The organism is Streptomyces sp. NPDC050485 (assembly GCF_044458185.1).
In the GTDB taxonomy this organism is placed as follows: domain Bacteria; phylum Actinomycetota; class Actinomycetes; order Streptomycetales; family Streptomycetaceae; genus Streptomyces.
Genome location: NZ_JBITHR010000003.1, coordinates 361,692 through 382,652 on the forward strand (window position 1 = coordinate 361,692; position 20,961 = coordinate 382,652).

Annotated in this window: 20 protein-coding genes; 6 read left to right on the forward strand and 14 right to left on the reverse strand. The window is 71.3% G+C overall.

What is annotated here, in order from left to right; genetic code table 11:
- Positions 1-23: 23 nt before the first annotated feature.
- Positions 24-656, reverse strand: coding sequence for a sulfite oxidase-like oxidoreductase (locus ACIBK6_RS08255; protein ID WP_399049842.1), 633 nt, complete (start codon positions 654-656; stop codon positions 24-26).
- Between the two features lie 153 nt (positions 657-809).
- Between ACIBK6_RS08255 and bfr the strand changes: the two genes are divergently transcribed.
- Entirely contained in the window at positions 810-1,289 is a 480-nt protein-coding gene (gene bfr / locus ACIBK6_RS08260) for a bacterioferritin (protein ID WP_161258098.1), read from the forward strand.
- 7 nt (positions 1,290-1,296) lie between these two features.
- Here bfr and ACIBK6_RS08265 read toward each other — a convergent pair whose 3' ends face one another.
- A complete protein-coding gene (locus tag ACIBK6_RS08265; RefSeq protein ID WP_399049844.1) occupies positions 1,297-1,554 on the reverse strand; it encodes a bacterioferritin-associated ferredoxin in 258 nt (85 codons plus the stop codon).
- A 172-nt stretch (positions 1,555-1,726) separates the two neighbouring features.
- On the reverse strand, positions 1,727-3,067 hold the full coding sequence (locus ACIBK6_RS08270; protein WP_399049845.1) for a class II 3-deoxy-7-phosphoheptulonate synthase: 1,341 nt from the start codon (positions 3,065-3,067) through the stop codon (positions 1,727-1,729).
- Positions 3,068-3,244: 177 nt separating this feature from the next.
- On the opposite strand from ACIBK6_RS08270, the gene ACIBK6_RS08275 reads away from it, so the two are divergent.
- Together ACIBK6_RS08275 and ACIBK6_RS08280 are read left to right on the forward strand one after the other, a co-directional pair.
- A complete protein-coding gene (locus ACIBK6_RS08275) occupies positions 3,245-5,320 on the forward strand; it encodes a trp operon leader peptide (protein WP_399049847.1) in 2,076 nt (691 codons plus the stop codon).
- 104 nt (positions 5,321-5,424) lie between these two features.
- Positions 5,425-7,275 carry an anthranilate synthase family protein gene (locus ACIBK6_RS08280; RefSeq protein WP_399049849.1) on the forward strand — a complete coding sequence of 617 codons (1,851 nt, stop codon included), beginning with the start codon at positions 5,425-5,427 and terminating at the stop codon, positions 7,273-7,275.
- 19 nt (positions 7,276-7,294) lie between these two features.
- Here the strand turns inward: ACIBK6_RS08280 and ACIBK6_RS08285 are convergent, their stop codons facing one another.
- From ACIBK6_RS08285 to ACIBK6_RS08305, 5 genes are all read right to left on the reverse strand, one after another.
- Entirely contained in the window at positions 7,295-8,293 is a 999-nt protein-coding gene (locus tag ACIBK6_RS08285) for a 2-hydroxyacid dehydrogenase (RefSeq protein WP_399049850.1), read from the reverse strand.
- 114 nt (positions 8,294-8,407) lie between these two features.
- Positions 8,408-9,436 (reverse strand): 6-phosphofructokinase, encoded by a 1,029-nt coding sequence (locus ACIBK6_RS08290; protein ID WP_399049851.1) that lies wholly within the window; start codon positions 9,434-9,436, stop codon positions 8,408-8,410.
- 144 nt (positions 9,437-9,580) lie between these two features.
- A complete protein-coding gene (locus ACIBK6_RS08295) occupies positions 9,581-10,279 on the reverse strand; it encodes a response regulator (RefSeq protein WP_399049852.1) in 699 nt (232 codons plus the stop codon).
- Positions 10,276-11,490 (reverse strand): MacS family sensor histidine kinase, encoded by a 1,215-nt coding sequence (gene macS / locus ACIBK6_RS08300; protein ID WP_399049854.1) that lies wholly within the window; start codon positions 11,488-11,490, stop codon positions 10,276-10,278. Before macS ends, ACIBK6_RS08295 begins: the two co-directional genes overlap by 4 nt.
- Before the next feature lie 27 nt (positions 11,491-11,517).
- Positions 11,518-12,297: a lysophospholipid acyltransferase family protein gene (locus tag ACIBK6_RS08305; RefSeq protein WP_399049856.1), complete on the reverse strand. Its 780-nt coding sequence runs from the start codon at positions 12,295-12,297 to the stop codon at positions 11,518-11,520.
- 155 nt (positions 12,298-12,452) lie between these two features.
- On the opposite strand from ACIBK6_RS08305, the gene ACIBK6_RS08310 reads away from it, so the two are divergent.
- Both ACIBK6_RS08310 and ACIBK6_RS08315 read left to right on the forward strand, forming a co-directional pair.
- A complete protein-coding gene (locus ACIBK6_RS08310) occupies positions 12,453-13,232 on the forward strand; it encodes an alpha/beta hydrolase (protein ID WP_399049857.1) in 780 nt (259 codons plus the stop codon).
- On the forward strand, positions 13,144-13,779 hold the full coding sequence (locus ACIBK6_RS08315; protein ID WP_399049858.1) for a hypothetical protein: 636 nt from the start codon (positions 13,144-13,146) through the stop codon (positions 13,777-13,779). The genes ACIBK6_RS08310 and ACIBK6_RS08315 overlap by 89 nt, the downstream gene beginning before the upstream one ends.
- An 82-nt stretch (positions 13,780-13,861) precedes the next feature.
- On the opposite strand, the gene ACIBK6_RS08320 is transcribed toward ACIBK6_RS08315, so the two are convergent.
- The 6 genes from ACIBK6_RS08320 to ACIBK6_RS08345 all read right to left on the reverse strand — a co-directional run bounded on the left by ACIBK6_RS08320 (position 13,862) and on the right by ACIBK6_RS08345 (position 18,742).
- Entirely contained in the window at positions 13,862-14,611 is a 750-nt protein-coding gene (locus ACIBK6_RS08320; RefSeq protein WP_399049859.1) for an endonuclease/exonuclease/phosphatase family protein, read from the reverse strand.
- A gap of 71 nt (positions 14,612-14,682) precedes the next feature.
- The gene (locus ACIBK6_RS08325; RefSeq protein ID WP_399049861.1) at positions 14,683-15,636 is read right to left on the reverse strand and encodes an ROK family glucokinase; all 954 of its coding nucleotides are present in this window, start codon (positions 15,634-15,636) and stop codon (positions 14,683-14,685) included.
- Positions 15,637-15,765: 129 nt separating this feature from the next.
- The gene (locus ACIBK6_RS08330) at positions 15,766-16,197 is read right to left on the reverse strand and encodes a DUF5304 domain-containing protein (protein ID WP_399049863.1); all 432 of its coding nucleotides are present in this window, start codon (positions 16,195-16,197) and stop codon (positions 15,766-15,768) included.
- A 71-nt stretch (positions 16,198-16,268) separates the two neighbouring features.
- Positions 16,269-17,402: an ArsA family ATPase gene (locus ACIBK6_RS08335; RefSeq protein ID WP_399049865.1), complete on the reverse strand. Its 1,134-nt coding sequence runs from the start codon at positions 17,400-17,402 to the stop codon at positions 16,269-16,271.
- On the reverse strand, positions 17,402-17,854 hold the full coding sequence (locus tag ACIBK6_RS08340; protein ID WP_399049867.1) for an SRPBCC family protein: 453 nt from the start codon (positions 17,852-17,854) through the stop codon (positions 17,402-17,404). The genes ACIBK6_RS08335 and ACIBK6_RS08340 overlap by 1 nt, the downstream gene beginning before the upstream one ends.
- A gap of 126 nt (positions 17,855-17,980) precedes the next feature.
- On the reverse strand, positions 17,981-18,742 hold the full coding sequence (locus ACIBK6_RS08345) for a metallophosphoesterase (RefSeq protein ID WP_399049868.1): 762 nt from the start codon (positions 18,740-18,742) through the stop codon (positions 17,981-17,983).
- 274 nt (positions 18,743-19,016) lie between these two features.
- On the opposite strand from ACIBK6_RS08345, the gene ACIBK6_RS08350 reads away from it, so the two are divergent.
- Entirely contained in the window at positions 19,017-20,813 is a 1,797-nt protein-coding gene (locus ACIBK6_RS08350) for an AMP-dependent synthetase/ligase (RefSeq protein ID WP_399049870.1), read from the forward strand.
- Positions 20,814-20,961: the final 148 nt, after the last annotated feature.

A 20,961-nucleotide genomic window follows, 5' to 3' on the forward strand; every position in this document is an offset into this window, starting at 1 on the left:
CCCCAGCGGTCAGACACAGGCTCTCAGAGCTCGGGGCCGTCCCCCGGCTCTTCCTGGTAGGAGTAGCGCTGTTCGCGCCAGGGGTCGCCGATGTTGTGGTAACCCCGCTCCTCCCAGAAGCCCCGGCGGTCCGCGGTCATGTACTCGATGCCGCGGACCCACTTGGGGCCCTTCCAGGCGTAGAGGTGCGGCACGACCAGGCGCAGCGGGAAGCCGTGTTCGGCGGTGAGCAGCTCACCGCCGTTGTGGGTGGCGAAGACCGTGCGGTCGGAGAGGAAGTCCGCGAGGCGCAGGTTGGAGCTGAAGCCGTACTCGGCCCAGACCATCACATGGGTGACCTCGGGTGCGGGCGGCGCGAGTTCGGCGATCGTGCGGGCCATCACCCCGCCCCATTCGGCCCCCAGCATCGAGAACTTGGTGACGCAGTGGAGGTCGGCGACCACGGTCGCGAACGGCAGCGCCGAGAACTCCTCGTGGTTCCAGCAGTGCTTGTCGCCGTCGGCGGTGGCCCCGAAGACCCGGAACTCCCAGCGCTCCGGCTTGAACTTGGGCACCGGTCCGTAGTGGGTGACCGGCCAGCCGCGCTGGAGCCGCTGCCCCGGTGGAAGCTCCGACTGCGCTGCTTCCTGCCGCTCCCGGCTCTCCGGCTGACCCATGACTCCATGGTGACAGACCGGGAGGGGTGGTGCTGACCAGGGACGTCCTGATTCGGGCAACTCCTACTAAGCATGCACTTACTGGACGCCCCCTGATCGCGGTGCGAGGATGCGCGGAACCTGCCCAGTAACCGCTTGGAAGGAGCCTCTGCGATGCAGGGCGACCCCGAGGTCATCGAATTCCTGAATGAGCAGCTGAGTGCCGAGCTGACGGCGATCAACCAGTACTGGCTGCACAGCGCGATGCAGGCCAACTTCGGCTGGACGAAGCTGGCGAAGTACACGCGTCACGAGTCGATCGACGAGATGAAGCACGCGGAGGTGCTGACCGACCGGATCCTCTTCCTGGACGGCCTGCCCAACTTCCAGCGGCTCTTCCATGTGCGCATCGGGCAGACGGTCACCGAGATGTTCCAGGCGGACCGGCAGATCGAGGTCGAGGCGATCGACCGCCTCAAGCGCGGCATCGAGGTCATGCGCGCCAAGGGCGACATCACGTCCGCGAACATCTTCGAGTCGATCCTGGCCGACGAGGAGCACCACATCGACTATCTCGACACCCAGCTGGAGCTGGTCGAGAAGCTCGGCGAGGCGCTCTACATCGCGCAGCTCATCGAGCAGCCGGAGAGCTAGGCCGGAGCTAGGCCGCCTCTTCGAGCTGCGGGGCCGATTCCGGGGCGACGGCGGTGAGCGCGGGCTTGCCCTGCTCCACCAGCTCCCGTCGGGGGCAGGCGCCGCGTCCGAGCAGCGCCTGGATGCGGCGTACGCACGAACCGCAGTCGGTGCCGGCCTTGCAGGCCGAAGCTATCTGGCGGGGGGTGCAGGCACCGCCCTCCGCGTGCTTCTTGACCTGCTCCTCGGTGACGCCGAAGCAGTTGCATACGTACACGCGGTTCACCTCCCGGAGCGCTCAACGCGGGATCGATGGATCGATAGGCATCAGCCATCCCGATTGACCGGTGAGGCTAACCTAACCTTACCTGGCGCTCCGGGTGCGCGACAGTCCCTGATACACCAGTGGGGCGCGGATCACATCGATCCGCGCCCCACCTGTGCGTACAGCGGAGAAACTACTGGTCGCGGTACATCTCGGCGACCAGGAACGCCAGGTCCAGGGACTGGCTGCGGTTGAGGCGGGGGTCGCAGGCCGTCTCGTAGCGCTGGTGCAGATCGTCGACGAAGATCTCGTCGCCGCCGCCCACGCACTCGGTGACGTCGTCACCGGTGAGCTCGACGTGGATGCCGCCCGGGTGGGTGCCGAGGCCCTTGTGGACCTCGAAGAAGCCCTTGACCTCGTCCAGGACGTCGTCGAAGCGGCGGGTCTTGTGGCCGGAGGCCGCCTCGTAGGTGTTGCCGTGCATCGGGTCGGTGATCCAGGCGACGGTCGCACCGGAGGCGGTGACCTTCTCGACCAGGTCCGGGAGCTTGTCGCGGACCTTGTCGGCGCCCATGCGGACGATGAAGGTCAGCCGGCCGGGCTCGCGGTCGGGGTCGAGGCGGTCGACGTAGGTGAGCGCCTCGTCCACGGTCGTCGTCGGGCCCAGCTTGATCCCGATCGGGTTGCGGATCCTGGACGCGAACTCGATGTGCGCGCCGTCCAGCTGCCGGGTCCGCTCGCCGACCCAGACCATGTGGCCGGAGGTGTCGTACAGGCTGCCGGTACGCGAGTCGACGCGGGTCAGCGCCGACTCGTAGTCGAGCAGCAGCGCCTCGTGCGAGGCGTAGAACTCGACCGCCTTGAACTCGGCCGGGTCGGTGCCGCAGGCCTTCATGAAGTTCAGCGCATTGTCGATCTCGCGGGCGAGCTGCTCGTAGCGCTGGCCGGACGGCGACTGCTTCACGAAGTCCTGGTTCCAGGCGTGCACCTGGCGCAGGTCGGCGTAGCCGCCGGTGGTGAAGGCGCGCACCAGGTTGAGCGTGGAGGCGGACGCGTTGTACATCCGCTTCAGACGCTCGGGGTCCGGGACGCGGGCCTTCTCCGTGAAGGCGAAGCCGTTCACCGAGTCGCCGCGGTAGGTCGGCAGGGTCACGCCGTCGCGGGTCTCGGTGCCCTTGGAGCGGGGCTTGGAGTACTGGCCCGCGATGCGGCCGACCTTCACCACGGGCACCGAGGCCGCGTAGGTGAGGACGGCGCTCATCTGGAGGAGGGTCTTGAGCTTGGCCCGGATGTGGTCTGCGGACACCGCGTCGAAGGCCTCGGCGCAGTCGCCGCCCTGGAGCAGGAACGCCTCGCCCTTGGCGACGGCTCCCAGCCGGGCGCGCAGCTGGTCGCACTCGCCCGCGAAGACGAGTGGCGGATACGATTCGAGGTCCGCGACTACATCGCGCAGAGCCTCGGCATCCGGGTACTCGGGCTGCTGCGCCGCGGGAAGGTCACGCCAGGTGTTTACGTTCACGGTCACCCGACCCACATTACGGGGTCCGGTATGCCATCCACCCCTGCGACCACCAAATGAGACACCGGCCACGCGGAAGCACCGGGTCCGCCCGGCGGGGGCCGCCTCCTTCGCCCCTCCCAACTCCTGATAATCTCACGCCACTTATTTCAATAGCGGGCAAAGCGACCAGGGGTGGGTGTGAGCCGAAGCGTGAGCAGTAGGCGGCAGGGGAACGCGACGAGGAAGCTCGTTGCCTACGGGGTGGCCGGCGCGGTCGCTGTCACCGCGATGGGCCCGGTGGCCGTCGCCGCGCCGCGCGCCGCGGGGGCGGTGGCGGACGGTGCGGGACGGAGCGCCGGGTCGTCCCTGCAGTCCCGGTTCGCGGACGCGGCCAAGGAGTTCAAGGTTCCGCAGAGCGTGCTGATGGCGGTCTCCTACCGGCAGACGCGCTGGGAGGACCACGGCGGAAAGCCCAGCACGTCGGGCGCGTACAACGTCATGGGGCTGACCCGGGTCACCCCCGCCGACCTGGAGCGGCCCGGCGACCAGGAGCGGCTCGCCCATCTCGACATGAGCGGCGATCCGGCGGTCATGAAGAGGTTCGACGCCCGGCGGGCGCTGGCCGCCGCCGCGCCCGGCGTCGACACCGGCGACCCGCGGCTGCACACCCTGGACGCGGCCGCCCGGCTCGTCGGCAAGCCGGTGGACGCGGTACGCGAGGACGCCGGGCAGAGCGTCCGGGCCGGCGCGGCGCTGCTCGCCCAGTACCAGCGCGCGGCCACCGGCTCGCTGCCCACGGACCCGGGCGCCTGGTATCCGGCGGTGGCCCGCTTCAGCCAGGCCACCGACGCCAAGGGCGCCGATCTCTTCGCGCGGCGCGTCTTCGACTCGGTCCGCTCCGGCGAGAGCCGGGTCACCGCCGGCGGCCAGCGCCTGACACTGCCCGCCGACCGCACGGTCGAGCCCCTCAAGGCGGCGCCGACAGCGCCGTCCGGGAGCGCGGCCCCGGCCCCCGAGTGCCCGGCGGGCCTCGCGTGCGACTTCCAGCCGGCCGACCCGAACAACTACAACGTGGCGAACCGGCCGGACAACGGCTTCGACATCCGGCAGATCGTGATCCACGACACGGAGACCAGCTACCAGAACGCCGTCAACACCTTCCAGAACCCGACGAGCAGCGCCAGCGCGCACTACATCGTCAAGGACGACGGCAGCCTCGTCACGCAGCTGGTGGCGACGAAGGACGAGTCGTACCACGCGGGCAACAAGACCGTGAACATGCACGCCCTCGGCGTCGAGCACGTGGGCTTCGCCATGAAGGCGGGCAGCTGGTACGGCGAGCCGCTGTACGAGTCGTCCGCCGCGCTGGTGAAGTACCTGGCCGACCGGTTCGGCATCCCGCTGGACCGCGAGCACATCATCGGCCACGACGAGGTGCCCGGTCCGCTGGACGCGTACGTGGCCGGGCAGCACTGGGACCCGGGCCCGTTCTGGGACTGGAACCACTACATGTCCCTGCTGGGCGCCGACGCCGGTGACACCGGCCAACCGCTGACGGCCGGGCAGGTCGTCAAGGTCGTCCCGCCCTTCAGCCCGCAGACCACGACGTACCTCGACCCCGCCACCAAGGTCCGCGCCACGTTCGACGAGCCGGTCAACTTCGGCTACCTGTACACCTCCCCGTCGGCCGACGGCGCCCCGCCGGCCGACCCGTACCTGGGTTCGCAGCTCGCGACGGAGGGCCCGAACTGGGCCGACAAGGTCGTCGCGGGCGGCCAGTACGTCGTGGCGGACCGGCAGGACGACTGGACGGCGATCTGGTACGGCGGGCAGAAGGCCTGGTTCTACAACCCGGACGGCCGGTACACCGCCGTGGTGGACCCGGCGGCCCCGGTCGTCCTGAAGGCCAGGGGCACCGGCCCGGTCCCGGTCTACGGGCGCTCCTACCCCGAGGACTCGGCGTACGCGGGCACCGGCGTCCCGGTGCAGGGCAGCAACTCGGCGTCGCTGACGAAGTACAGCATCCCGGCCGACCAGGCCTACGTCGCCGCCGGCGCCCCGGTCGCGGGTGACTACTACTTCGGCGGCACGAAGCTCGGCACCCTGGTCAAGGGCGCCCAGACCTTCTACCCGATCCGGTACAACCACCGGATCGCCTGGGTGAAGGCGGCCGACGTCGAGCAGATCACCCCGGCCGGCCCCAGCTGCCCATGGGGTAAGGTGCCCGGCATGTTCGCGCACTCGACCCAGAACTGGTGGTGGACCGCTCATCCGGCGGCCCGCTGATCTCTGCGCGTACACACAGACTCGCGAAGGCCGCCCCGGAGGGGCGGCCTTCAGTGTTTTCCGGGCCGTTCCTCCCGCTCACCACCGGAAGGAACCCTCAACTCATGCTCATCCAGAGGCTGTTGGACGACTCCTGCCCGCCGTTCGCGCTGCTCCGCAGGCGCACCCCGGGCCGCGACCACGACACCGTGGAGCTGTTGATCGGCGAGGTCCACGAGGCCGAACGGCTCGCCGACCTCCCGGTCGGGGACCGGCCGACGCTCGCCCTGGTGCCGTTCCGGCAGATCAGGGAGCGCGGCTTCGACGTCCGCGACGACGGGACCCCGCTCGCGGTGCTGGTCGCGGACGAGACCTACGAACTGCCGCTCGCGGACGTGCTCGCCGCGCTGCCCGCGCACGACGTACGGGTCGAGGGCGGCGGCTTCGACGTCGGCGACGAGGCGTACGCGGAGATCGTCCGGCGGGTGATCGAGGACGAGATCGGCCGGGGCGAGGGCGCGAACTTCGTCATCCGGCGCACGTTCACCGGCGAGATCCCCGGCTTCGGCCGGGCCGACGCACTGGCCCTGTTCCGGCGCCTGCTGACCGGCGAGCGTGGGGCGTACTGGACGTTCGTCGTGCACACGGGCACCCGTACCCTGGTCGGCGCCAGCCCCGAGGTGCATGTGCGGATGTCCGGCGGCACGGTCGTCATGAACCCGATCAGCGGGACCTACCGCTACCCGGCGGGCGGCCCGGCCCCCGAGGGCCTGCTGGCCTTCCTCGCCGACCGCAAGGAGACCGACGAGCTGTCGATGGTGGTCGACGAGGAGCTCAAGATGATGTGCACGGTCGGCGACATGGGCGGCGTCGTGATCGGCCCCCGCCTCAAGGAGATGGCCCATCTCGCCCACACCGAGTACGAGTTGCGGGGCCGCTCGTCCCTCGATGTACGGGACGTGCTGCGCGAGACGATGTTCGCGGCGACGGTCACCGGGTCGCCGGTGCAGAACGCCTGCCGGGTCATCGAGCGGTACGAGCCCGGCGGGCGCGGCTATTACGCGGGCGCGCTCGCCCTGCTCGGCCGGGACGCGGGCGGCGCCCAGACGCTGGACTCGCCGATCCTGATCCGCACGGCGGACATCTCCCCGGACGGTCGGCTCAAGGTACCGGTCGGGGCCACCCTCGTACGGCACTCGGACCCGGCGGGCGAGGTCGCCGAGACCCATGCCAAGGCGGCCGGCGTCCTGGCGGCGCTCGGGGTTCGCCCGGGTCGCCCGCACACCGATGCCGTGCGCCCCCGGCTCGCGGACGATCCCCGGGTGCGGGCCGCGCTGGATGCCCGGCGGGCGGACCTCGCGCCGTTCTGGCTGCGGATGCAGGACAGGCCCGCCGAGCCGGCCGGAGACGCGCTGGTGGTGGACGGCGAGGACACCTTCACGGCGATGCTGGCGCATGTGCTGCGCTCGGTGGGCCTGTCGGTCTCCGTGCTCCGCTACGACGCCCCGGAGCTGCGGTCGCGGGTGCTCGGCCACGAGGGGCCGGTGATCCTCGGTCCGGGTCCCGGCGACCCCTCGGACCCGGCCGACCCGAAGATGGGGCTGCTGCGCCCGCTGGCGGCGGAACTGCTGCGCTCGCACCGGCACGGGCTGCTCGGCGTCTGCCTCGGGCACGAGCTGATCGCGGCGGAGCTCGGCCTCGACATCGTCCGCAAGCGGGTGCCGTACCAGGGCGCGCAGGTGCGGATCGACCTGTTCGGGCAGGAGGAGACGGTGGGCTTCTACAACAGCTTCGTGGCGCGCTGCGAGGGCGCGGCGGCGGGTGTCGAGCTGGCCCGGGACCCGTCGACGGGCGAGGTGCACGCCCTGCGGGGTGCGGGCTTCGCGGGCATCCAGTTCCACCCGGAGTCGGTGCTGACCCTGCGCGGCCCGGAGCTGGTCCGGGACCTGCTCACGGGGGTGGCGTCGGTGCGCTGAGCCGCGTCCCGCCACGTGGTCACGGCACCGCCGGGACCAGGACGTTCTCGGTGTGGCGGCCCTCGACGTAGGCCGCCACGTTCTCCACCGTCGTCGCGACGATCTGGCCCACCGCGTCCTGTGTGTAGTACGCCTGGTGCGAGGTGACCACGACGTTCGGGAACGTCACGAGGCGGGCCAGGGTGTCGTCCTCGACGGCCTCCAGCGACTTGTCGAGGAAGAACAGGCCCGCCTCGGCCTCGTACACATCGAGGCCGATCCCGGCGAAGCGCCCCTTGCGCAACTCCCCCACCAGCGCGTCCGTGTCGACAAGACCGCCCCGGCTGGAGTTCACCAGGATCGCGTCGTCCTTCATCGCGGCGAGTTCGGCGCGCCCGATGATGTGGTGCGTCGACGGCAGCAGCGGCACATGCAGGCTGATCAGGTCCGCGTTCGCGAAGAGCTCGTCCTTCTCGACGTACTTCATGCCGAGCTCCAGGCAGGCCGGGTTCTGTGCCACGTCCCAGCCGAGCAGTTTCATGCCGAAGCCGTGGGCGATCCGGGTGAACGCCTCGCCGATCTTCCCGGTGCCGAGCACGCCGACCGTGCGGCCCCGCAGGTCGCGGCCGAGCAGCCCGTCGAGGCGGAAGTCGAAGTCGCGGGTGCGGTTGGAGGCCCGCACGATCCGGCGGTTCACCGCCATCGCCAGGGTCCAGGCGAATTCGGCGACGGAGTACGGGGAGTAGTAGGAGACCCGGGCGATGGTGAGGCCGAGGCGTTCGGCCACGTCCAGGTCGATGTTGTTGAAGCCGGTGGAACGCTGGGCGATCATCTGGGTCCCGCCGACCGCCAGGCTCTGCAGCACCCGGGCGTCGAGGCTGGCGTTGACGCTGGTGGAGATCACCTCGTACCCGGCGGCGATCGGGGCCGTGTCCTCGGTGAGGAAGACGTCCAGGCAGCGGACGTCGTGGTGTCCCTCGAAGGCCTTCTCGATCAGCGGCTTCTCATCGGCCTGCACGCCGAATGCCAGGATTTCCACGGCTTTCCCCTCATCGGCGATTTATTGGCGATCCCTGACCATTGGGTCGGATATATGGACTATGGGCCGGATATCGCGAATATACGGCCCACAGCCCGGACCCGCCCGGCCGGATCAGCCGAAGAAGACACCCACCTCGGCGTAGAGCGCGGGGTCCACGGTCTTCAGCTTCGAGGTCGCCTCGGAGATCCCCACCCGCACGATGTCGGTGCCGCGCAGCGCGACCATCTTGCCGAAGTCGCCGTCGCGCACCGCCTCGATGGCGTGCAGCCCGAAGCGGGTGGCGAGCCACCGGTCGAAGGCGCTCGGGGTGCCGCCGCGCTGGACGTGGCCGAGGACGGTGGTCCTGGCCTCCTTGCCGGTCCGCTTCTCGATCTCCTTGGCCAGCCATTCGCCGACGCCGGACAGCCGGACGTGCCCGAAGGAGTCGAGCGTGCCGTCCTTGAGCACCAGCTCGCCGTCCTTGGGCATGGCGCCTTCGGCGATGACGACGATCGGGGCGTACGAGGCCTTGAAGCGGGAGGTGATCCAGCCGCAGACCTGGTCGACGTCGAAGCGCTGCTCGGGGATGAGGATGACGTTGGCGCCGCCGGCCAGACCGGAGTGCAGGGCGATCCAGCCCGCGTGCCGGCCCATGACCTCCACGACGAGCACCCGCATGTGGGACTCGGCCGTGGTGTGCAGCCGGTCGATGGCCTCGGTCGCGATGCCGACGGCGGTGTTGAACCCGAAGGTGTAGTCGGTGGCGGACAGGTCGTTGTCGATCGTCTTCGGTACGCCGACGCACTTGACGCCGTACTCGTCGCTGAGCCGCGCCGCGACACCCAGGGTGTCCTCGCCGCCGATCGCGATCACCGCGTCGATCTCGTGCTTGGCGAGGTTCTCCTTGATGCGGCGGACGCCGTTCTCCGCTTTCAGGGGGTTGGTGCGCGAGGAGCCGAGAATGGTGCCGCCGCGCGGCAGGATGCCGCGCACCGCCGGGATGTCCAGCTTGACGGTGTCGCCCTCCAGCGGGCCGCGCCAGCCGTCCTTGAACCCGGTGAACTCGTATCCGTACTCCTGCGCACCCTTGCGGACGATGCCCCGGATGACGGCGTTGAGTCCGGGGCAGTCACCGCCTCCGGTCAGTACTCCGACCCGCATGGAATGGTCCCTTCGCCTGGGAGTGACGTACCCGGTCCACGCTAGTGGTGACGCATGTCACTCCGGGATGGGGCGAAGGGTCAATTCCCTTGATCAGGGCGGGAGTTGACGGCCCGTCGTTCACCCGCACGGGGGACGCTCCGGTCAGCCGCCGTCCACGCTGTCGAGGCCGCGCTCTATCGCGTACCGCACGAGCTCCACCCTGTTGTGCAGCTGGAGCTTGCCCAGGGTGTTCTGCACGTGGTTCTGCACCGTGCGGTGCGAGATGACCAGGCGCTCGGCGATCTGCTTGTAGCTCAGGCCCTTGGCGACCAGGCGCAGCACCTCGGTCTCGCGCTCGGTGAGCTGCGGGGCCTTCGGCTCGTCGGCGGCGGCGGGCGCCGGGTCCCTGGCGAGCCTGCGGTACTCGCCGAGGACGAGGCCGGCCAGGCCCGGGGTGAACACCGGGTCGCCGACGGCCGTGCGGCGGACCGCGTCGGTGAGCTCCTCGGTGCTGGCCGACTTGAGGAGGTAGCCGAGCGCGCCGGACTTCACCGCTTCCAGTACGTCCGCGTGCTCGCCGGAGGCCGACAGGACCAGGACCCGCAACGCCGGGTCGGCGGCGACCAGTTCCTTGCAGACCTGGGCGCCGGGCAGGCCCGGCAGGTTCAGGTCGAGGACCAGGACGTCGGGCGCGGCGGCCTGCGCCCTGCGCACCGCCTGCGGCCCGTCGCCGGCCGTGGCGACCACGTCGAAGCCGGCCGCCGCGAGGTCCCGGGCCACGGCGTCGCGCCACATCGGGTGGTCGTCGACCACCATCACCTTCACCGTCGCATCAGCCCGCACCGCTTGCCGCTCCGTCATCCGTGCCGTCCCGCCTTCCCCCGTGGAACCTTCAGTTCGACTTCTGTGCCCTGGCCCGGCACGGAGATCAGCTCCGCCGTGCCGCCCAGGTCCCGCAGCCGGCCCCGGATCGAGAGGGCGACGCCCATGCGCCCCTCCCCCTCGGCCTGGTCGAGCCGGCCCGCCGGGATGCCGGGACCGTCGTCCCGTACCGTCACGATCACTTCGTCCCCCCAGTCCTCGACCAGGATCCAGGCCTGGGCGGACTCCCCCGCGTGTCTGCGTACATTGTCCAACGCGGCACTGACAGCGGCCGCGAGCTCCCTGGCCGCCGGGGGCGGAAGCAGCACCGGAGCACCCGGTTCCGCGAAGGAGACCTTCGACCCGGCGTGCGGGGCGAGCAGCGAGCGCAGATCGGTCCCGGCGCCGTCGTCGGGCTCGTCCGCGACCTCCACCGCGCGGACGACGGCGCCGTTCGCGGCGTCCTCGGAGGCCCGGGTGGGCGGCACCAGGCCGCTGGAGACCAGGGTGCGCAGGGCGACCTCCTGCTCGCCCGCCATCCGGCCGAGCTCGGCGGCCTCGCCGCCCAGGGCGGTGCCTCTGCGCTGCACCATGGCGAGCACCTGGAGCACGCTGTCGTGGATGTCGCGGGCGAGCCGCTCGCGCTCGCGGGTGGCCGCCTCGATCTCCAGGGCGCGCGCGAGGGTCGCCTCACTGGCGCGGGCCACTTCGACGATGTAGCCGACGGCGATGGAGGCGATCCACACCAGGATCACGTTGTGGAAGGTGTCCCGGGTGGGGTTGCCGCGCTCGACGATGTTGGCGACGGCCACCAGCGAGGAGGCGAATCCGGCCCAGCGCCAGCCGCCCTTGATGGCGAACGCGAGGACCGATCCGGCCGTCGCTATCGTCGGCAGCGTCGGCCCGTCGAAGTGCTGGGCGTCCAGGTCGGCGACCGGTGTCAGCAGGATGCCGGTGAGCACCACGGCGAGGTCGGCGGTCAGGAAGCGCTTGGTGCAGGCGGCCGCGTTCGCCACCCTGGGCAGCGTGGCGAAGTTCCAGACGGTGAGCACCGAGAGGTAGCCGATGCCCACCCAGGGCCGCTCGAACTTTGCGTAGCCCGTGGCGAAGATCACCACCGCGTAGACCGTGGTGAGCACCCGGTAGCCGGTCAGTGCCCGCCACAGCGGCACCTCCACCGACATCCGTACGACCCGTTCGCGCTTCGCCATGTCCCCCACCCTTGGACGGACGGCCGGCTAGTCGCCGGGCCGTTCCGCCTGCTTGGCCTGCTCCGCCTCGCGGGCCCGTTCCGCCTTCTCGGCGGCCTTGTGCTCGTCGGCGATCCGCTTGGCCTCGTCGGCGATCTGGCGCTTGGCGGCCGTCGCGTAGATGTCGACGTACTCCTGGCCGGAGAGCTTCATGATCTCGTACATGACCTCGTCGGTCACCGAGCGCAGGATGAAGCGGTCGCCCTCCATGCCCTGGTAGCGGCTGAAGTCGAGCGGTTTGCCGATCCGGATGCCGGGGCGCATCAGCTTGGGGACGACCTTCCCCGGCGGCTGGATCTTCTCGGTGTCGATCATCGCGACGGGGATGACGGGGGCGCCGGTGGCGAGCGCCACCCGGGCCAGGCCCCCGGGCTTGCCGCGGTAGAGGCGGCCGTCGGGCGAGCGGGTGCCCTCCGGGTAGATGCCGAAGAGGCCGCCGCCCTTGATGACGTCGATGCCGGCGTTGATCGCCGCCTCGCCCGCGCCGCGGGCGCCCGAGCGGTCCACCGGGAGCTGGCCGACGCCCTTGAAGAACGCGGCCGTCAGCTTGCCCTTCACTCCGGGGGAGGTGAAGTACTCGGCCTTGGCGATGAAGGTGACCTTGCGGTCCAGGACGGCCGGCAGGAAGAACGAGTCCGAGAAGGAGAGGTGGTTGCTCGCGAGGATCGCCGGACCCTCGGCGGGAATGTTCTCCAGGCCCTCCACCCACGGCCTGAAGGCGAGCTTCAGCGACCCGCCGATGGAGAACTTCATTGCGCCGTAGATCAACTCGGATGCCTTCCTGTGCTTGTCGAACAGACCTTAACCCGTGCCGGGCCCGGGCCTGCCGCGCGACGGCTCTGGTCGGTGTCAGTCCGGTCGCGTACCGTGAAGTACGACTCCCCCGCACAACCCCGCCCCTGCTCATGAACAGGAGACCCCTGGTGCCGGTCCTCCCTGGAGCCGAGCCGTTCCGCCACGAGGGCGGAGAGGTCGGCGTCCTCCTCTGTCACGGTTTCACCGGTTCCCCGCAGTCGCTGCGCCCCTGGGCCGAATACCTGGCGGAGCGCGGCCTCACGGTCTCGCTGCCGCTCCTTCCCGGGCACGGCACCCGCTGGCAGGACATGCAGCTCACCGGCTGGCAGGACTGGTACGCGGAGGTGGACCGCGCCCTGCGCGAGCTGCGCGAGCGCTGCACGCAGGTCTTCGTCTTCGGGCTCTCGATGGGCGGCGCGCTGGCGCTGCGGCTCGCCGCGAAGCACGGCGACGAGATCAGCGGCCTGGTGCTCGTCAACCCGGGCAACAAGGTGCACGGCGCGGCCGCCCGCGCGCTGCCGGTGGTCCGCCACTTCGTCCGCTCCACCAAGGGCATCGCCAGCGACATCGCCAAGGAGGGCTCCGAGGAGGTCGGCTACGACCGGGTGCCGCTGCACGCGGCGCATTCGCTGCGCAATTTCTTCCAGCTGGTGGACGGTGAACTGCCGCAGGTGACCCAGCCGTTGGTGGTCCTGCACAGCCCGCAGGACCATGTGGTGCCGCCGGCCGACTCGGCTCGGGTCCTCAGCCGGGTGTCCTCCACGGACGTCGCCGAGATCCTGCTGGAACAGAGCTACCACGTGGCGACGTTGGACCACGATGCGGAGCGGATCTTCGAGGAGAGCTACTCGTTCATCGGCCGCCTCGCTCCTAGCGTCGGGAAGAAGGGGAGCACGACCGGTGGCTGAGCACGACGCGGACCGCGAACCGCAGCCGATCGACGAAGAGGCTGCCTGGGCGGCGATCGTGGCGGGGTACGGCGACGAGCCGGCCGACCCGCCGGGCGCCAAGCCGTTCAAGTCGGTGGAGGACCTCGCGCTGATCGAGGACGAGGTCGACGAGACGCCCGAGCCGAAACCGGATCCCGGGCCCGACAAGGGCCAGGAAAGACCGGCGCTCGGCAGCTCGGTGGTGTTCGCGCCCGGCGTGGGCGGCCCCCGCGACTTCCAGCCGGCCGAGCCGGCCGACGACGACCTGGACGCCTCGGACGAGGGCCACTTCGTACCGCCGGAGCCGCCGCCCCTTCCGGAGGCCGATGCCACGGCGAAGTTCGCGTGGCTGAGCGTGGTGGGCGGCCCGCTGCTGCTCCTCCTCGCGGCGATCTTCAGCTGGGACATGACCTGGTGGCTCACCACCCTGGGCGTGGGCGGCTTCTTGGGCGGCATCGGCACCCTGTTCGCCCGCATGCAGCACGACGAGGACGACGACGACCCGGGCCGCGGCGCGGTGGTCTGAACCGCGACCACAATCAAGCTCAGCCAACTCAAGCCCGTCCGGCTATTGAGGAGCGGGGGGGGCTGGGGGCAGTGCCCCCAGGTCACCCCGTCGGCACCCGCAACGCCGCCAGCACCGGCAGATGGTCCGTAGCCGCCGTCAGATCGGCTGGGGCCACCAGCCCCAACGGGACGCCACAGCCCAGCACTTCAACCCCCCGGGTAGCGAACACCGCGTCGATCCGCTGATGCGGATCGCCCGGCGTGGACGTGAACTCCCCACCCCACGGGGCCACTTGCCAGCAGTCCTGGAGCGCCCCGGCGAGCCGGGTGAAGCTGCGTCCGCCGGGCCGTTCGTTGAGGTCGCCGCCCGCGATCGCGTGGTCCACCCCCATCCCGGCCAGCCGGTCGAGCAGCGCCCCCGCCTGCTCGTACCGCTCGGCGCCCTGGAGGCTGAGGTGGGCGCTCAGGACGCCGATCCTGGCCCCGCCGATCCGTACCACCGCGGTCGCGAAACCGCGCCGGTGCAGGCCGGGGGTGAGCGGGAGCAGCACGTCCTCGGTGCGCTCCACGGTGGCCCGCAGTGAGCACAGCAGCATCGGGCCCGCGGCCGTCGCGCCGCCGCTGAGGATCACCAGGTCGCTCGCCGCGGCGAGGCGTGCGGCGGCCTTGCGCCAGCGGAAGAAGCGGGGCGCCTCCTGGACGAGTACGAGATCGGGTGCGCAGGCGCGGATCACCCGGGCGAGGGCCGCGTTGTCGTCGCGCATCGAGCGGATGTTGTAGCTGAGGACGCGGATCACGGCCGAGCCGTTCTCCGTCGCGGACGCGGGCAGGCCGTCGGCAGGTGTCGTCATGGTCCACAACGTATGACAGCGCCCGCCGGGTCCGGGACCGGAATCGGCGGGCGCTGTCGGTGGCGGGTGCGTCACATGATGGGGTCGGGCTGCCGCGCCAGGTCGGCCGCGCCGACCAGACCGGCCTTGTTGCCGAGCTGGGCCGCGATCACGTCGGCGACCGGGCGCCAGTTCCCGCCGACCAGCCAGCGCTTGTAGGACTTGCGGATCGGGTCGAGCACCAGCTCGCCCTCGTCCGAGAGACCGCCGCCCACGATGAACGCGGACGGGTCGAACAGCGAGGCCAGGTCGGCGAGGCCGGCACCGGCCCAGCGGGCCAGTTCGCGGTAGGAGTCGACGGCGACCGGGTCGCCCTGGCGGGCGGCCATCGAGATGTGCTTGCCCTCGATGCCCTCGGGGGTGCCGTCGCCCAGCGAGAGCAGCACCTCGGCGTTCTCGGGGGTGGCGTTGGCGCGCTGCTTGGCGTAGCGGACGAGGGCGCGGCCGGAGGCGTACTGCTCCCAGCAGCCCTGCGAGCCGCAGCCGCACAGCAGGCCGTCCGGCACCATCCGGATGTGACCGAACTCGGCGGCCACGCCGAAGTGGCCGCGGCGCAGCTTGTTGCCGATGATGATGCCGCCGCCGAGGCCGGTGCCCAGGGTGATGCAGATGACGTTGCGGTGGCCCTTGCCGGCGCCGAAGCGGTACTCGCCCCAGGCGGCCGCGTTGGCGTCGTTCTCGACGACGACCGGGAGGCCGACGCGCTGCTCGACCTTCTCCTTCAGCGGTTCCTGGCGCCAGTCGATATTGGGCGCGAAGTAGACGGTGGAGCGCTGGCGGTTGACGTAACCGGCGGCCCCGATGCCCACGCCCACGATCTCGTGCCCGGCGCGGGCGCCGTCGACGGCCGAGGCGATCGCGTCCACGATGGCATCGGGCGTGCCGGGGGTCGGCACCTTGTGGGTCGAGAGGATGTTGCCGTCCTCGTCGACCACGCCCGCCGCGATCTTCGTGCCGCCGATATCGACACCGATGGTGAGTCCCATGAATCCCTCAGTTCGGTCGAGCCCCGCTGGGGCCAACCGTACCCGAGCCGGGTCGGCACTCAGCGTGCCGAGCCCCGCGTTCACCCGGGGGTGAGTGCAGGTCCCGGCCCCGGCCGCGACCTCAGGCTCTCAGTCGAGGTCGATGTGCTCGGTGGTGCCGGGGCCCTCGTCGCGCTTGCGGTCGTCGGCGGCCGTCCAGCGTCGCTCGTGGCCCTCGACGGCGGAGCGGTAGGCGGCGAGCAGTTCGCTGCCGGCCGCGGCGAGGTGGTCGAAGACCTCGGGGTTGCGCTCGATGACCGGCTCGACGGCGGACTTCGCCTGGCCGATCAGCTGCTGCACGGCGTTCTGGGCGGCCATGCCGGGCAGCGAGGACTGGACTCCCAGGACACCGGCGACCTTGTCGGAGACCGCGTCGATGAGCTTGCGCAGCTCCTCGGCGGCGGATCCCGGCGGGGTGCCGTACTCGGCGCGGCGGCGCGCCTTCTCGGCGGCGAGGTCCTCGGCGCAGGCGTCGGCCCAGGCATCCGCGTCGGGGGCGGGGTGCTCGGTGGCTTCGCTCATGGCGGACTCCAGCGGCTGGTTTTCCTACGGGGGCTGTTTCCTTCGACGTTACCCGAACGGGGGTATGCCGTTCAGCGGCCTCGCGGCCACAGCTCGGGATCGGGTGCGAACCGGACGTCCAGGACGCCGTCGGTCAGCCCGGCGCCGGTGACGGTGCAGCGGCGCAGCGCGGACGGCAGCGGCACGATGCGGCGGAACGGGCCGACGGTGAGCAGCAGTTCGTCGCCGCGCCGCACCAGAGCGAGCCCGTCCTTGACGGCGCCGGGCAGCACGAGGTGCCACACCAGGACGCCGTCCTCGGCGATCCGGTCCTCGACGGTCCACCGTGCGGCCTCGGCGCAGGTCTCGTTGGGCCCGCGCCATCCGCCGTCGAGCCGTTCCAGGTCGTCGTCGCCGCGCGGATCGCGCCCGAGGTGCGCCACCTCGTGTACGGCGGTGAACTCGCCGGTCAGCTCGTCCAGGTGCTTGCGCTGCTGGGCGACGAGCCCGGCGAGCCAGGGGTCGGGGGTCTCGGCGGGCAGCAGCCGGTTGGCGACCACCGCGTCGAGGGCGAGTCCGTGCAGGGCGATGCCGAGCCGGGCGGTGCGCAGGGCGTCCGCGGCGGCCGGTCCGGGTTCCACGACGAGCCGTACGGTCGTGCCGGGGTCCGCCACCACGGCCTGGACGGCGGCCAGTTCGAGGTCCCAGCGCGCGGCGGTCTCGTACAGCCACTGCGCGGGCATGGGCACCCCGGCGAGCTGGGCGAGGACCGGGCGCAGCGAGCGGGCGGCCTGGCGCTCGGGCGGCAGGAGCCGGCGCAGATAGCGGCGCAGCTGCTCGGGCAGGGCGAGGGCGGCGAGCGCCCGGTCGGTCGGCGGGAGGTCCACGACAAGCAGGTCCGGGCCCTCGGCCGCGGCCTCGCGCAGGGCGCTGAGCAGGGCGAGCTGTTCGGCGCCGGGGAGTTCGGTGAGTTCCTCGGCGTCCAGGCGGGCGGCGCCGAGCAGGTCGAGGGCGGCGCCCGCGCGGTCCTGGAAGGCGAGGAGTTCGGTGCGGAAGTGGGCGGCCGCGTCGATGCGCCGGACGGTGACGCCGGACAGTTCGCCGGGCACGCGGTCCGCGGTCAGCAGGGTGACCCGGGTGCCCCGGCGGGCGGCGGCGAGTGCGGTCGCCGCCGCGACGGTGGTGCGGCCCGCGCCGCCGGGGCCGGTGACGAGGACCGTGCGCATCAGGCCGCGGAGTCCGCGGAGCCGCTCTCGACGCGCTTCTTCAGTCCGGCCAGGGCGCGGTCGATGATGACCTTCTCGGCCTTGCGCTTGATCATGCCGAGCATCGGGATCTTGACGTCGACGGTGAGCTGGTAGGTGACCTCGGTCGCCCCGCCGGGGGCGTCCGCCAGGGTGTACGAGCCGTCGAGGGCGCGCAGCATCTGGGACTTGACCAGCGTCCAGCTGACGTTGTTGCCGTTCCAGGTGTAGGCGAGGGTGTGGTCGTCCTTGATGGCGCCCGCGTCGAGCAGCAGCCGCACTTTCTCGGCGTGGCCGGCGGCGTCGGTGGAGAGCACCTCGGCCTCCTTCACCTCGCCGGTCCACTCGGGATAGCGGGCGAAGTCCGCGATCACCCCCATGACGTCGGCGGGGGCCGCCTCGATGGTGATAGACGAGCTGGTGTGTTCCGCCATCGTCGTGGCTCCTCCAGTGCGCGGTCCGGTGGGTCGCAATCTCCCCCGCCCGGCCGTGGCCGGGAGCGCGGGGAGGTGTGCCTGCAGGCTATCGCGTACGGGCCGGGCGCCGGTCCAGTGGCCGGATCACCACTCCAGGGCGAACGGCCGGGAGGTGGCCGCGAAGTGGCCGACGTTGACGCACTCGGTGCGGCCGACGCGCATCCGCCGGGCCAGCGGCTGGTGGACGTGGCCGAACAGGGCGTAGCGGGGCCGGGTCCTGCGGATCGCGGCGAGCAGGGCGCGCGAGCCGCGCTCAAAGCGGCGCGCGACGGTGTCGTACACCAGCTCCGGGACCTCGGGCGGGATGTGCGAGCAGAGCACGTCGACCTCGCCGATCGCCTCGACCTTCGCGGCGTACTCCTCGTCGGAGATTTCATAGGGCGTTCGCATCGAGGTCCGCAGCCCGCCGCCCACGAAGCCGAAGACGCGGCCGGCTATCTCGACGCGCTGGCCATCCAGGACGGTGGTGCCCGGCCGCGCGTACTGCGGCCACAGGTCCGGCATGTCGACGTTGCCGTACGTGGCGTACGTCGGGGCGGGGAAGGCGGCGAACATCTCGGCGTACTGGCGCCGGACCGCCGCCTCGATGGCGGCCTCCCGGTCGAGCCCGGCCCACAGCGAACGTGCCAGCTCACGGGCCTCTTCGAAGCGCCGGGCGGTGCGCAGGGCGACGATCCGGTCGGCGTTCTCGACACCGAAGAGGTCGGGGAAGATGCCGCGCGAATGGTCGGCGTAGTCGAGGAAGAGGACGAGGTCACCCAGGCAGATGAGCGCGTCCGCGCCGTTGCCCGCCTTGGCGAGGCCCTCGGCGTTCCCGTGCACGTCACTGACCACATGAACTCGCATGAAGGCCACCTTAGGCCGTCGGACCTGCGGTTACTTCCGAGTCCTCAAAGGTGTGGACTACTGTGCGCGAAGCAGTGTCAAACATGTGTGACGCACGGAACATCTGGCCAGAACCCCCTATCGGGAACCCACTACCCATGGGTAACGTCCGGGCAGTCCAGTCGTGCTCGGAGTTCCGCCCCCCACGGAATCCCCGGGCACCTGCCCGATCTTGGACCGCAGCCGGTGCGTCACACAGAGCCGTGGCACCGGCGCCCGATGAGGAGCAGCAGTCTTGCGCGAGTTCAGCCTTCCGGCCCTGTACGAGGTCCCTTCGGACGGCAACCTGACGGATCTGATCCGCCGCAATGCCGCACAGCATCCCGATGTCGCGGTGCTGGGCCGCAAGATCGCGGGTGCCTGGGCCGATGTCACCGCACGCCAGTTCCTCGCCGAGGTGCGCGCCGTCGCCAAGGGCCTGATCGCCGTCGGCGTCGAGGCCGGCGACCGGGTGGCGCTGCTCTCGCGGACGCGTTACGAGTGGGTGCTGCTCGACTTCGCGATCTGGAGCGCGGGCGCCGTCACCGTCCCGGTGTACGAGACCAGCTCGCCCGAGCAGATCCAGTGGATCCTCGGCGACTCCGGCGCGACCCTGGCCCTCGTCGAGTCCGAGGCCCACCAGGCCTCCGTCGCCGCGGTCCAGGGCGGCCTGCCCGCCCTCAAGGACATCTGGCAGATCGAGGCCGACGCCGTCGCCCGGCTCACCGCGACCGGCGCGGACGTCTCCGACGAGCTGCTCGACGCGCGGATGTCCTCGGCGCACGCCGACGACCCGGCCACCATCGTCTACACCTCGGGCACCACCGGCCGCCCCAAGGGCTGTGTGCTGACCCACCGCGCCTTCTTCGCCGAGTGCGGCAACGTGGTGGAGCGCCTCAAGCCGCTCTTCCGTACCGGCGAGTGCTCGGTCCTGCTGTTCCTGCCCGCCGCGCACGTCTTCGGACGGCTGGTCGAGGTGGCGTCCGTGATGGCGCCGATCAAGCTCGGCTGCGTACCGGACATCAAGAACCTGACCGATGAACTCGCCTCGTTCCGGCCGACGTTGATCCTCGGGGTGCCGCGGGTCTTCGAGAAGGTCTACAACTCGGCGCGGGCCAAGGCGCAGGCGGACGGCAAGGGCAAGATCTTCGACAAGGCCGCGCACACGGCGATCGCGTACAGCAAGGCGCTCAGCACGGACGCCGGGCCCTCGGTCGGTCTGAAGGTCAAGCACAAGGTCTTCGACAAGCTCGTCTTCAGCAAGCTGCGGGCGGTGCTCGGCGGGCGCGGCGAGTACGCGATCTCCGGCGGCGCGCCGCTCGGCGAGCGGCTCGGCCACTTCTTCCGCGGCATCGGCTTCACGGTCCTGGAGGGCTACGGCCTGACCGAGTCCTGCGCCGCGACCGCGTTCAACCCCTGGGACCGGCCGAAGATCGGCACGGTTGGGCAGCCGCTGCCGGGGTCGGTCGTACGGATCGCGGACGACGGCGAGGTGCTGCTGCACGGCGAGCACCTGTTCTCGGGCTACTGGAACAACGAGGTGGCGACCGCCGAGGCGCTGGCCGACGGCTGGTTCCACACCGGTGACATCGGCACCCTCGACGAGGACGGCTACCTCGCGATCACCGGCCGCAAGAAGGAGATCATCGTCACCGCGGGCGGCAAGAACGTCGCCCCCGCGGTCATCGAGGACCGCATCCGCGCGCACGCGCTGGTCGCGGAGTGCATGGTGGTCGGCGACGGGCGGCCGTTCGTCGGCGCGCTCGTCACCCTGGACGAGGAGTTCCTGGGCCGCTGGGCCGAGGAGCACGGCAAGCCCGCGGGGGCGACCGCGGCCTCGCTGCGCGACGACGCGGAGCTGCTCGCCGAGGTGCAGCGGGCGGTGGACGACGGCAACGCGGCGGTCTCCAAGGCGGAGTCGGTACGCAAGTTCCGCGTCCTGGGCGCCCAGTTCACCGAGGAGGCGGGGCACATCACGCCGTCGCTGAAGCTGAAGCGCAATGTTGTGGCCAAGGACTTCGCGGACGAGATCGAGGCGATCTACACCCGCTGAGCCCTCAGCGGGCCCGGGATTCGGGGGCTCCGCCCCCTGGCCCCCGGGGTCGCTGTGGCCCGTCGGCCCCCTGGCCCCGGCGGCCTGCCCCGTGTCGTCGGCCGTCGGCCGGTAGGCACGGGGCTCCGCCCCGGACCCCGCTCCTCAA